7 protein-coding genes are annotated in these 12883 nt (G+C 69.8%); 3 read left to right on the top strand and 4 right to left on the bottom strand.

Annotation, left to right across the window (positions count from 1 at the left end):
- Positions 1-120: 120 nt before the first annotated feature.
- The gene (locus ACQP09_RS23740; RefSeq protein ID WP_433402797.1) at positions 121-1104 is read left to right on the top strand and encodes a glycoside hydrolase family 6 protein; all 984 of its coding nucleotides are present in this window, start codon (positions 121-123) and stop codon (positions 1102-1104) included.
- A 124-nt stretch (positions 1105-1228) separates the two neighbouring features.
- Here the strand turns inward: ACQP09_RS23740 and ACQP09_RS23735 are convergent, their stop codons facing one another.
- Together ACQP09_RS23735 and ACQP09_RS23730 are read right to left on the bottom strand one after the other, a co-directional pair.
- On the bottom strand, positions 1229-1402 hold the full coding sequence (locus ACQP09_RS23735; RefSeq protein ID WP_433402795.1) for a hypothetical protein: 174 nt from the start codon (positions 1400-1402) through the stop codon (positions 1229-1231).
- A 46-nt stretch (positions 1403-1448) separates the two neighbouring features.
- Positions 1449-7745, bottom strand: a complete 6297-nt coding sequence (locus ACQP09_RS23730) for a DNRLRE domain-containing protein (protein WP_433402793.1) — start codon at positions 7743-7745, stop codon at positions 1449-1451.
- A 381-nt stretch (positions 7746-8126) separates the two neighbouring features.
- On the opposite strand from ACQP09_RS23730, the gene ACQP09_RS23725 reads away from it, so the two are divergent.
- Both ACQP09_RS23725 and ACQP09_RS23720 read left to right on the top strand, forming a co-directional pair.
- Positions 8127-8534, top strand: a complete 408-nt coding sequence (locus tag ACQP09_RS23725; RefSeq protein ID WP_404060260.1) for a YciI family protein — start codon at positions 8127-8129, stop codon at positions 8532-8534.
- Positions 8535-8554: 20 nt separating this feature from the next.
- Entirely contained in the window at positions 8555-9697 is a 1143-nt protein-coding gene (locus ACQP09_RS23720) for an RNA polymerase sigma factor (protein WP_433406741.1), read from the top strand.
- A gap of 4 nt (positions 9698-9701) precedes the next feature.
- Here ACQP09_RS23720 and ACQP09_RS23715 read toward each other — a convergent pair whose 3' ends face one another.
- Positions 9702-11207 (bottom strand): DUF6056 family protein, encoded by a 1506-nt coding sequence (locus tag ACQP09_RS23715; protein ID WP_433402790.1) that lies wholly within the window; start codon positions 11205-11207, stop codon positions 9702-9704.
- Entirely contained in the window at positions 11204-12712 is a 1509-nt protein-coding gene (locus ACQP09_RS23710) for a glycosyltransferase (RefSeq protein WP_433402788.1), read from the bottom strand. The genes ACQP09_RS23715 and ACQP09_RS23710 overlap by 4 nt, the downstream gene beginning before the upstream one ends.
- Between the last annotated feature and the right edge of the window lie 171 nt (positions 12713-12883).

Here is a 12883-nt window from a genome sequence, read left to right as displayed (position 1 = left end):
CCGGACCCCGGCCCCACGGGTCCACCGCGCGCACTCCCCCACCTCACCCCACCCCGCGCCTCCCTCCCCCACCGCCCGGCCGCCGTCGAATGGGAGCGCTCCCAGAGAAGGGCCGCACTCGTGAGACGACTTCTTCGTACGCTCGCCGCCTCGGCGTTCGCCTGTCTGCTCCTCCCGTTCGGAGCGGCGCAGAGCAACGCCACGACCACCTCGGTCCAGGCGAGCCCGATCAGCATGACCAGCGGTTTCTACACCGACCCGCACTCCGGCCCCGCCGCCTGGGCCGCCGCCAACCCCGCTGACGGCCGCGCCGCCGCCATCCGGGACAACATCGCATCTCGCCCCATGGCCCGCTGGTTCGGCGCCTGGAGCGGGGACATCGGGGCCGCCGTCGGCTCGTACGTCGGAGCCGCCGATGCCGCCGACAAGCTGCCCGTGCTCATCGCGTACAACATCCCGGGCCGCGACGCCTGCGGCGGCCACTCCGGCGGTGGCGCCGGGACCCCGGCCGCGTACCGCTCCTGGATCTCCGCCTTCGCCTCGGCCATCGGCACGCGGCCCGCGCTGGTGGTGATCGAGCCGGACTCGCTCGGCGACTTCAGCTGCCTGAGCCAGGCGCAGATCGCCGAGCGCAACGGGATGCTCCGGGGCGCCCTGACCGAGTTCCGTAACCGCGCGCCCAACACCTGGACCTACCTCGACGCCGGAAACCCGGCCTGGATCGGCGCGGCCACCATGGCCCAGCACCTGGACGGCGCCGGTGCCCGCGAGGCGCACGGTTTCTCGCTGAACATCTCGAACTACTTCACCACCGGCGAGAACACCGCGTACGGCAACGCCATCAGCTCGGCGCTCTCGTCCTCGTACGGCTACACGAAGCCGTACGTCGTCGACACCAGCCGCAACGGCAACGGCTCCAACGGCCAGTGGTGCAACCCCGGCGGGCGCCGGATCGGCACACCGAGCCAGACCGGCGGCGGCGCCGAGATGCTGCTGTGGCTGAAGACGCCCGGCGAGTCGGACGGCAACTGCGGAGTCGGCGGCGGGTCGGCGGCCGGGCAGTTCCTGCCGGAGGTCGCGTACAAGATGATCTACGGATACTGAGGACCCGGACAGCGGTGGTGGGTGGCGGGGCCTGCTCCGGACCGGGGGTCAGGCGCGAAGGTGCCGCCTACCGCAAAAGTGCGGCCACCCTGCGAGTCAGGGTGGCCGCACCATGGTTTCTCTCCTACTTCTGGTTCTTCTGGGCCGTGATGATCACGACGACCGTGAGCACACCGCAGGCCAGGCCCGCGAGTGTCCAAGGGATGCTCGGTCTACCGCCATCGAGGTGGTAGCCGATGGTGGCGAAGGTGAGCGTCTCGATCAGGACGATGAGCAGCCACCAGCGTCTTCCTGGCATCCGGTCTCTCCTTTCGGTTCATGAGATGGGGAGGTGCCCGGCCTCTCTAGGAGAAGCGCAGTTTGCAGTGCTTGTTGGTGCAGTAGGCGCGGAACTTGGTGGTGTAGCGCTTGTGGCCGGACAGTCCTGGCCCCTGCTTGTTCCGGTGGTACGAGACAGTGACGGCGAAGCGTTCCTCGTAGCCGCAGATCGGGAGAACCTTGAACGCGCAGACCTGGGCCATACCGCTGGCGCCCCACTCGTGGTAGGTGGCCGTTCTCTTGTTGCGGGACGGGCCATGGAACTGGATCGACCAACCGAGTTTCGATGCGAGCCCACTCTCATCGTCGCTGGACCATGCCCGGGAGCTTTTGATGTTCCCCTTCTTGTCCAGGCAGAACTCGGCCTGCAGGGAAGTCGTGCCCAGTTGGATCTTCACGGCCTTTTCGTATACGCGGTACTTCTTGGAGACGGTCTTGCACGAGGACTTGGCCGTCCCCCCGTTGTCGAAGAAGTTGACGGGGTCGGCGCACACGTAGTCGTAGGCGCTGCAACTCCCTCCGGGGATGGGGTCGACGCTCAGGAAGCGGCCGGTGGACGGGGAGTAGAGGCGTACACCCATGAGCATGGTTCCGGTCGGGGTCTCGGCGGAGCGCTGGAACCCACCCAGCCATCCGTAGCGGCCGGCCGGTGAGGAACCCTGGGGGTTGCCGTACTCGTCGGAGTCGAGCACGACAGGGCTTTCGGAGGTGTTCAGGGGAAGCTGGACACGGACGTCACCATGGAGATTGGTGAGCATGAGCACGGTCGCGCCGGTCTGGTCGGTGACCGCGGCCAGAGCTCCGTTCAGCGAACTGACGTTGCGTGAGATGGCTCCCGTGCCGTTCTCCACGATCCAGCTGGGGCTGTCACCGTCGCCTCCGTAGTGGTTGAGCTTGGAGCCGGTCCGGGTCCAGGTGCCACCGCTCTCGGTCTCGGTGGTCCAGCCACGGAAGCGGAAGGCCGAGTCGAGCTGCCAGGTCTGGCGCTCGGTGCCGGCGGTCTGCCGCCGGACAAGATCATTGACGTAGTAGTCGATCTTGGCTCCGGGCAGGGCCGTGGTACGGCCGTACGCGTCGTAGGTGTGGCCGGGGTCGATGAGGCGGTCGGCGCTGTCGTAGGCGTGGGTGGTGGTAGTGGTTTCTCCGGCCGTCGCACACCCGGGGCCGGGCTCGCCGACCGTGGTGGCGAGCTTGGTGCGGTTGCTGCGCTTGTCGAGGGAGTACGCGCGACGGGTGCAGACCGAGTCGGTCGTCTCCTCCGCCGCCGTCAGCCGGCCGACACCGTCGTAGGTGTAGTCGCGGCTGCTGCTCCCGCCGACGCGGTTGCTGACCTTCCCATGGGCGGTGTGGGCCACCGCGTCGGAGTAGACGGTGACGTCATCGCTGGTACGGGTGTAGGTCTGGCTGACCGCTGTGCCGAGGGTGTTCTCCGTCCGGCGAAGTGTGTATCCGCCCGGCAGTTGCTCGGTTTCGATCGACCCCTCGGCGTTGTACGTGGCCGCGAACGTGCCGGCGACGGAGTCGACGACCTTGGTGGCCAGACCGCGTGGCTCGACCGCCGTGTCGTACGTGTACGTGCGCGTCGACGGGGCCGTGTCGGTGACGGTCAGGGGACGGTCCAGCCCGTCGTAGGCCGTTCTGGTGATACCGCCGTCCGCATCGGTGTAGGAGATCAGCCGGCCCAGCTTGTCGTACTGCTTGGTGATGGTTCCCCCCGTGGGGGAAGTGATGGTGACCGGCTCTCCGCTCGCGGGGTCGTAGGTCATGGTGCTCGTCGGCACGGACTCGCCGAGGCCGCCGCTCATCGTCGCGGTGGTCTGGCGCCCTGCCACGTCGAACTCCAGCGAGAGCGTGCGGGTCACCCCGTTGGCCGTGTCGATGAGCTTGGCCTGCTGACCGTAGAGGCCGTACTCCATCGTGGAGTTCTCGAGCTTGGCGGGGTTGCTGCCGCCGCCGACGACGTCTCCTGCCGGGCCGGTCCAGCACAGTTGGTCGGCCCACTCGGGGCGCCCCTTGCACCAACCGGTGCCGGTGGCCGACCAGTACTCGACGACCTTGGAGACCGCGTCCGCACCCGTGCCGCCGGGGGGCTGGATTCCCGTGACCTGGCCTGAGGCGTTGTACTGGGCACTGCTCACCAGGCCGAGGCCGCCCGGGTCCTGGACAGTCCGGGTGGGGATGCCCTTCGCCCAGTCGTACTGGGTGGCGTTGAGCCGCTTCTCGCCCATGACCGAGTAGTGGTCACGGACGCGGACCCCTCTGATCGTGAGGGTGACCTGATTGCTGACGGCGGCACTCCCGTCGGTGGGCCTGCCCTCGTCGTACTCCGTCACCGTCCAGAGGCGGGCGGGGACCGAACTGTTCGCCGGGATCAGAACGGTGTTGCCGTCCTTGAGGTCCTTGGTCAGATCGATACGGTGCAGAGGCCCGAACGTCTCCGTCTCCCGCATGCCGGTCGGGTCGTACACCCAGCTGGTCGACAGCAGGTGCGCCCGCTCGGCCGAGGACCGCGAGTCGACGCCGAGATCCGTCAGAGTGGCCCGCTCGGCGGCTGTGGTGCCCAGGGCGAGCGTCCGGTTCGCGGGGGTCAGTTCGCGGACGGTGTTCCCGAACCGGTCGTAGTCGGTGGTGGAGATGTGCCCGCCGGGCTCGGCGACGTTCACCGACTGTCCGGAAGCGTCCATGTAGTGCACCGTGGCACGCTTGTACCCCGACGCGGCGAGGTTCCCGCCGGAATGGGAGGCGGGTACGGCGTCGGACGGGAAGACGGCGGTGGCGTCCACGGGGAGCGCGCTCTGCCCCCATTTCTTGATGTCCGCGGAGCCCATGCCGTACGGAGCGCTCGCCCCGGTGAGCGGAACGCCGTAGACGACCGACGTGGACGCCGTTCCCTGCTGCTGATCGACGGTGCCCGGGACGAGGGTCGGCCGGGACACCTTGAGGAGCATTCCGTCGCCGGGCAGCGAGCCGGAGCCCGCGTTGCCGTAGGTGAAGGTGAAGGGCAGCGTTCCCGCGGGCTGTGCCCAGGTCACTCGGCCGGCCCAGTAGGCGTACTGGTTCAGCCCGGCCTTGCTGAGCCGGGGGTCCCAGACCTGGCGGAGACTTCCGTTGGTGTCGTAGCGGTACGCCGTCACGGCTGTCGCGGTTCCGGAAGCGGCGCCCGGAGCGGTTGCCCACAGGCGCAGTTCGCGGACCTGGCCCACGAAGTCACCGAACTGCTCGTCGGTCTGCGTGCCGGTCGCGGTGGTCGTGGTCGCGTAGACGAATTCCAGGACGCGGCAGCCCTTGGTGGAAGGAGTCGCCTCGCAGACGGCCGCTGTGACGGCGGAGGTGGGAGCGATGATCCTCTTGGGCCGGGCGAGTTGCTTGCCGTTCACGGTCACGGACTCGGACACCACGGTGGTCGTGGTGTGCGTCAGCCCCTTCAGAAGGGAGCTGGACACCTGCCAGGTCGACGCGGTCGGGGCGGCCTTGGTGAACGTGGTGACCGTGCCCTCGGTGTCGGACAGGGTGAAGGAGCCGTCGAAACGACCGGTGAGGGTGAGGTGCTGCGAGCCGGGCTCGGGAAGCCATCCCGTCCTCGCCGCGTTACTGGTGAAGGCGATCGCCTTGCCATCCGCCAGAACGACGTCCAGCGCGGTGTCGGAAACCCTGCGGATGTGGCCGAAGACGGACTCGGACAGTTCGGCGGTGGTGCCCGTCACCCACTCCTTTCCGAAGATCGGAGCCTGTCCTTCGAGCTTCGCGCCTCCGTCCGGGTCCCGGGAAGAGGCGCTGCGCGTCACGGTCATGCCGAAGAACGAGGCATCGGTGGCGGACAGGCTGTAGTCGCCGGTGAGCAGGTTGACCGACCCCGGCCCGATCTCCTCGGTCGCCGCGCCGGAGGCGTTCCGGTCCACGGTGACGGTGACGGGGTCGGTGGTGCCGGCCGCGTTGTTGGGGCCGGTGAAGTCGGCCTTGATCTGCACGGAGCCGTCCGGGTCTACCGTGTCGGTCGCGTTCCAGACCAGCGGTGCGTTCTTGCCGCTGACGAGCGGAACCGGCCACGCGGTGATCGCGCTGCCCTGGGAGAAGACGTCCTTGAGCGGCATTCTCACCCAGGGATCGGCGTCCGAACGGCGCCACGAGAAGGACGCCGCGGTGTACTTGGCGGCGTCGGCCTCGGCGACCAGCGGAAGCCGACGCGCGGTGCGCTCCCCCGACTCGGGCTGCGCGATGCCACCCGGGCCGGCGTGGAAGGTGTACTCGATGGCCTCGGACTTGTTGTCCGCCTTGTCGACGGAACGGACCTGGAGGGTGTGGGTGCCGTCCTTCGGCGGGGTCACACTGATCGCTCTGGCGACGGTGGAGCCACCGGTGGGGACCTTCGTCCACGTCACCTCGTCCAGGGTCCACTCCAGCCAGTTGTGGTCGGTGGCGTTCGGGGTGACGGTGAAGGTGCCGGCCTTGCCTGCGCCCTTGACCCACTGGCCGGTCGGGTAGTCGGTCGAGACGACCTTCGTCGGGGCGGAGGGGGCGGTGGTGTCGACCGTAAAGGTCTTCCACTCCGACCAGCCCAGGTTGTAGTGCGTGCCGTCATAGGGGCTGCTACGGAACTTGTACGTCTTCCCGTTGGCCAGCACCCCCGCCGGGACGGTCACCGGGGCGGGCTGCCCCGACGGCACGAACCCGGAGCGCAGGACCTCGCCGACCTGGGTGTTGGTGGCGTTGTCGAAGATCTGGTACGCGCCCTGGATCTTGTCACCGTTGGGGTCCACGAAGGTGTCCCGCAGGCTGGGGCGCACCGTGTTGACCATGTACGCCCCGCCGTAGGAGAAGAACGGCGGACCCGCCTCCTGCTTCGTGCCGGTCTGCGGCCGGTGGTTGTAGGTCACCGTGAGCTTGGGCGGGTTCTTCGCGGCGTTGGCGGAGTTGACCCGCTTCCACTGCGCCACCGCGGTCTCGCTCGTGGCCCGCAGCCCCATGTGCGACCGGGCCGCCTTGGCGGAGGCCCACTCCTGAGCCAGAGCCGTCACATTCGCGTTGATCCACCCGTCCGGTGCGGAGGTGCAAGCGGTGTTGCCCCGGGTCTCGGTGGAGGTGGCCTTCTTCGCCGTCCAGGCCGGCTGGGCGGTCCAGCGCGAGGAGGTGGAGGCGGCCGCGGTCGACCAGACCTCCCAGGACTGCGGCTTGCAGTCGGTGTTGGCGGAGTGGAAGTTCCACAGGGACAGCTTGGCGTCGGTCACCAGGGCGTCCGCGATCGGCGCGGTGTTCCACGAGATGAACGAACGCGCTGTACGAGGCGTGCCGTTGGCGTTCGTGGTGCCCGGGTTGCCGAGGTCGAGTTCGACGTCGGTGGACCAGTCGCGGGTCTCGCCCTGCTGGACGTAGGTGTCGAAGACGTTGGAGAGCGCCGAAGTAGAAGGGTCGACGGTGACCGGGTACTTCGTGGCCGGGTCCGCGAGGAACTTCGCGTCGGGGGTGACGATCAGGTCGACGCCGTCGTCGTTCCGCACCACCTTCATGGCGACCGGCACGCGGCGGGTGTGCTCGCCGGAGACCTCGTCCACGGTGGCGTCCCACATCACCGGGGCCGGCATGACGGCGGTCTTCTTGTTCTTCTCGTCGGTGAACAGGACGCTGCCGTCGGCCTGCTGCTCGACGTCCAGGCCCTTCGCCTTCAGCGGCAGGGTGTAGGTGTAGGCGCCTGTGCTCGGGCGCTGCTTGATTTCGACGTACTGCTCGAAACCGGTACGGGTCGCCTCCACGACCACGTCCGCACCGGGCACGGCGTTGACGTACTCAGCGCGGGCGCCGTCCAGCTTCGGGGCGGGCAGGCCGCCCTTCCACTGGAGCGTGATCTGCTCGTCGCCCTCGCCCAGGGTGACCAGGTCACCGGCCTTGGACGCCTGCGCCGCCTTGAGCGAGGCGGGCGGGGCGCTGGTACGGCCGGAGAGCTTCAGCCCTTCCGGGTGCGCCTTCGGCTCCACAGAGCCGTCCTTCTGAGCGACCAGGTCCAGATCGATGTCCCGCCACTCACCGGACGCCTCGTCCGCGAAACGGACCGGACCCGCCGTCAACTCCGTGGTCAGCGAACCGTCCTTGTTCGCCCACGTCGTGGAGGTCTCCGTACGCTCCGACAACGCCTCCACCCGCTTGCCCGACAACCGGGCAGCCACCCGGGCCGACCGGACGTCCGCGGCCTGCGTGACAGCAGCCGCCTTCTCCGGCGCGCCAGGCTCCTGGCCCTGGCCGGCGGCCACCGTACTTCCATCGAGCAGCGTGACGGACAGAGCCAGGACCAGACTCCCCGCCAGATAGCGGAGACTCCCCCCGGATCTCATCCGCGCACGCTTCTCGGGTGCAGATATATGCAACGTGATGCCCCCTCGACTTCACCAACACACTTCCATCACTTATGTGATGCATACGTGAAGATACGGGAAAGGGAGGGCCGATCCTCCCAGGAGGAGGGCGTGATCGAATCCGAGGTTCCGATTTCTGCTGTGGTGTGCGTCTCCTTGACACCGGGGCGGAGGATCTTCGCTGTCGGCTTCGCCTGGATCTCCCGGAGCCGCCCGACACTCCTGGGCTGGTGAAGGAGTCCGCGAAGTAATTCGGGGACCATGTCGAGAACCCGCTCCCGGCTCCGTCCCCGTGGTGGAAGCAGCCGCAAGGCGACCACGAAGCGGCCCCCATCGGCCGCGCCCACAGAGGCGAACCCCATGGCCAAGTACCTGCTGCTCAAGCACTACCGAGGTGCTCCGGAGGCCGTCAACGACGTGCCCATGGACCGGTGGGCGCCGGAGGAGGTCACGGCGCACATCCAGTACATGAACGACTTCGCCGCCCGGCTGGAGAAGAACGGCGAGTTCGTCGACGGGCAGGCGCTCGCGCCCGAGGGGGCGTGGGTCCGGTACGACGGGGAGGGGCGGCCGCCGGTCACCGACGGGCCGTTCGCCGAGACCAAGGACCTGATCGCCGGATGGATGATCATCGACGTCGACTCGTACGAGCGTGCCGTCGAGCTGGCCGGTGAGCTGTCGGCCGCCCCGGGCGCGGGCGGCAAGCCGATCCACGAGTGGCTGGAGCTGCGGCCGTTCCTGACCGCGCCGCCGACCATCGCGGAGTGACCTCACCGATGCCGATGCCCATGGACGAGTTGCTGCTCCGGTCCCTCATTCCGGGCGTGCTCGGGGTCCTCGTCCGCCGCGGAGCCGATTTCGCGGCGGCCGAGGACGCCGTCCAGGAGGCGCTGATCGAGGCGGTGCGGGTCTGGCCCGGCGATCCGCCGCGCGATCCGAAGGCGTGGCTGGTCACCGTCGCCTGGCGGCGGTTCCTGGACGCGACGCGGGCCGAGTCCGCGCGGCGGCGGCGCGAGGACGCGGTGGAGGAGGAGCCGGTACCCGGGCCCGCCTCCGGCACGGACGACACGCTCCAGCTCTACTTCCTCTGCGCCCATCCGTCGCTCACACCGTTGTCCGCCGTCGCGCTCACGCTGCGGGCCGTCGGCGGGCTCACCACGCGGCAGATCGCGCAGGCGTATCTGGTGCCCGAGGCGACGATGGCGCAGCGGATCAGCCGGGCCAAGCGCACGGTCTCCGACGTACGGTTCGACCGGCCCGGCGATGTCGCCACCGTGCTGCGCGTCCTCTACCTGGTCTTCAACGAAGGCTACTCCGGCGACCTGGACCTCGCCGCCGAGGCCATCCGGCTCACCCGGCAGCTCGCGGCCGCGATCGACCACCCCGAGGTGGCGGGGCTCCTCGCCCTCATGCTGCTCCACCACGCCCGGCGCGCCGCCTGTACCGCGCCCGACGGCAGCCTGGTGCCGCTCGCCGAGCAGGACCGGGGGCGGTGGGACACGGCGGCGATCGCCGAAGGCGTGGAGATCCTCCAGGCGGCGCTGGCCCGGGACCGGCTCGGCGAGTACCAGGCCCAGGCCGCGATCGCCGCGCTCCACGCCGACGCGCCGACCGCCGCCGAGACCGACTGGGTGCAGATCGTGGAGTGGTACGACGAGCTGTGCCTGCTGACGGAGAGCCCGGTCGTGCGGCTGAACCGGGCGGTGGCGGTGGGTGAGGCGGACGGGCCGCGCGCCGGGCTCGCCGCGCTGGCGGAGGTGGACGGTGCGCTGCCCCGGTACGTGGCGGTGTCCGCGTACCTCCATGAGCGGGACGGGGATCTGGAGACGGCGGCGAAGCTCTACGCGGAGGCCGCCCGCAAGGCGCAGAACGCCGCCGAGCGCGACCATCTGACGCGGCAGGCGGCCCGGCTCAACTCCCGCAAGAGATAAGGGATCAGGGGCTGCGTGTCCCGTCCGTCACCCGCTCCAGGCCGTAGAAGTCCGCCACGCAGCCGCCCGGCCAGTAGCTGGCGCCCCCCTTGCTGAACGGCTCCAGCATGCCGCTGACGACGAGCCGCCGGTACGGCATCACCTGCTCGCCGTCGGCCGCGCCCTGCCGCAGCCGCCGGTCCTGCGCGTCCCACTTCTCCGCCCTCGCGCGCATGGTGGTGTCCAGGTTGAGCAGCGCGACGGCGGGGCCGAAGCAGACCAGCGCGCAGAGCGCGGCACACACGGCCTTGACCGGTGCCGTACGGCGTACGTGCTGCCGCACCGCGAGGCCGACCAGCGCCCCGGCCGCGACGAGGAGGATCACGTACAGCAGGAGGTAGTCGTTCCAGAGCCGGTTGGCGCTCGGGTCGCTCACCCGGTCCTGGAACACCGGGTACGCGATCACCGTGCACAGGTAGCCGGCGAGCAGGAGGGTCAGCAGGCCGGCCCAGGCGAGCAGCGGCCAGTGGGCCGGAAGGCGGGGCGTACGGCCGTCCCGGCGGTCGCCGAGCAGGCCCAGCAGGACGCCGACCGCGACCGCGCCGACGTACTGCCAGGTCGTGACCGTCTGGACGGTGATCTCCGCGAAGTGCCGCAGGGAGGCGGCGAGCGAGTCGGGGGCGAGCAGGGACGTGGTCTGCGCCCCGAACCGTTCACGGCGGTTCATCGAGCCGGGTGAGGTGATCAGCACGAGTCCGCCCGCCAGCGTTCCGGCCAGACCTGCCACACACCACCGGCGGACGAACGCCCTCGCGGGGTACGGGATGAGGCGGCCGCTCAGGAGCAGCGTGGCCAGCAGCACCAGCACCAGCACGATCGCCGTCTCCTCCGAGAGGGTGGCGATGACGGCGCCCGCGAGCAGCGCGACGGCGAGGGCGGCCCCCCTGCCCCGGCGCGTACGGGCGAGGAGCAGCGGGATCAGCGCGGCGCAGGCCAGGACCGGGGGCAGGGTGTGGGAGACGGAGGCGGCGGGCCAGTAGAACGTCTTGTACGTGTTCGGCGTGACGAACAGGAAGAGCGCGGCCGCCATCGCCGCGACCAGCAGCGGCAGCCCGCGCGGCACGGTGACGCCGCCCCGGCGCAGCGCGAGGACGGTGACCACCCACAGGACCGCGAGGATCAGGGCCCCGCTCACCGCCGGGTACCACTGGTGCCCGGCCACCTGGAACTTCGCGTAGGCGCCGACCAGGAGCGCGTTGGCCACGCGTCCGTTGTCGTCGAAGTAGAACCTTCCAACCAGGCCCGTGATGCCGTCGTCCCGTACGGCGGGGAGGAAGCACCAGTCGTCGGCGCCGGGCCGCACCCAGCGGCCGAACCAGGAGGCGGCGGCGAGCAGGGCGAGGGGCGGGAGGGCCAGGGCGGTGAGCCAGAGGGTGGTTCCCGGTCGGGTGTGGGGTGGAGGTGGAGATGGAGATGGTCGGGGGTTCGGGTCGGCGTTCGGTGGCGTCGTGTTGCGGGTCCCTTCGGTCATCGCTTCTCGCCCGTCCTCGGTGCGAGCGTCCGGTCCGCCATCGGGCGGGCGGTCAGCGGCTGTCGTGGCTCCGCGCGGTCCGGGACGGCGGTCTCGGGAACCTCCGCCGTCTCCGTGCGGCGGCCCGACATGATCGCCCAGCGCGCCAGCAGGAACGAGAGCGGCGTGACGATGACCCCGGCCGCCAGCGCCGCCAGGTTCTTGTCCATGCCGAGAGCAGTGACCGCGCCGTAGAGCAGTGCTCCGGACGCCACCAGATTGGCCAGGCTGGAGACCGGATAGCGGACGAACGCCCGCCAGGTCGGGCGCGTCCGGCAGGTGACGTACGAGTTGAGCAGGAACGAGCAGACGATGCTGACCACGTAGCCGAGGACATGGGCCACGAGGTACGGGATCCAGCGGTTCAGCGACGCGTAGACGCCGAGGTAGACGGCGGTGTTCACACAGCCGACGAGGACGAAGCTGCCGAACTGGCGTGCCGTACGCGTCCGGGGCGAGGCGCCGCTCACGACGGGCCCGTCCGGCTCGCCGATGACCAGCGGCCCGGTCGGCAGGCGGCGCTCCGGCAGGCTCCGGCAGGTCGCGTCGGTCTCGCGCACCACGTACGACGGGCGGTGTTTGGCCTCGTGGTAGATCCGGCCCACGTACTCGCCGATGACTCCGAGCGTGACCAGCTGGATGCCGCTGAGCGCGACGACGGCGGTGAGGAGGGTCGCGTAACCCGGGGTGTCCGCGCCGTGCAGGACGACGGTGACCACCGTCCACAGCGCGTACGCCAGAGCCGAGACGAAGACCCAGAAGCCGGTGTAGATGGCGAGGCGGAGAGGCCCGTTGTTGAAGGAGAGGAGGCCGTCGATCCCGTAGTTGAGCAGCCGCCGGCTCCCCCACTTCGACCGGCCGGCCACGCGCTCGCTGTTGCGGTAGCGGAAGCCGACCGTGTCGAAGCCGATCCAGGAGAAGATCCCTTTGGAGAACCGGTTGCTCTCCGGGAGCGAGAGGACGCTGTCCACGGCCCGCCGCGACAGCAGCCGGAAGTCGCCGGATCCGTCGATCAGCTCCACGTCCATGCACCGCCGCACCAGCGCGTAGTAGGTGTGGCTCAGCGTGGAGCGCACCACGCCTTCGCCGGTCCGGTCGCGGCGCGGGATGACCTGGTCGTAGCCGTGGCGGTGGAGTTCGAGCATGCGCGGGATCAGCTCGGGCGGGTGCTGGAGGTCGGCATCCATGATGACCACCGCCGCGCCCTGTGACATGCGCAGACCGGCGAGCATGGCGGCCTCCTTGCCGAAGTTGCGGCTGAAGGCGGTGTAGTGGACACGCTCGTCGCGCACGGCGAGCGCGGCGAGGAGTTCGCGGGTGGTGTCACCGCTGCCGTCGTCCACGTAACAGATCTCGAACGGTGTGGAGAGCCCTTCGAGGACGGTGAGCAGCGCGGTGTGGAAGGTACCGAGCACCTCGGCCTCGTTGAAGCACGGCACGACGACGGAGAGCTGAAGGCCGGTCATCTGACATCTCCAGGCTGCGGCCGGGTCACCCACGTGGGGCCTGTCTTGTTGCGGTTTCTCTACATTTGCCCATGCCGTAGAGGGAGGCCGGAGCTTCCGAGCCCGGACGCGCGGGCCGCCGTGGCCTTTCATCCGAACAGCGCAGACCCGTGCGGGAGGGCCGCCGAAGCT

The organism is Streptomyces sp. CA-146814 (assembly GCF_050942385.1).
In the GTDB taxonomy this organism is placed as follows: domain Bacteria; phylum Actinomycetota; class Actinomycetes; order Streptomycetales; family Streptomycetaceae; genus Streptomyces.
Note: the sequence above shows the minus strand (reverse complement) of the source record. Positions and strands in the feature narration are given on the sequence as shown.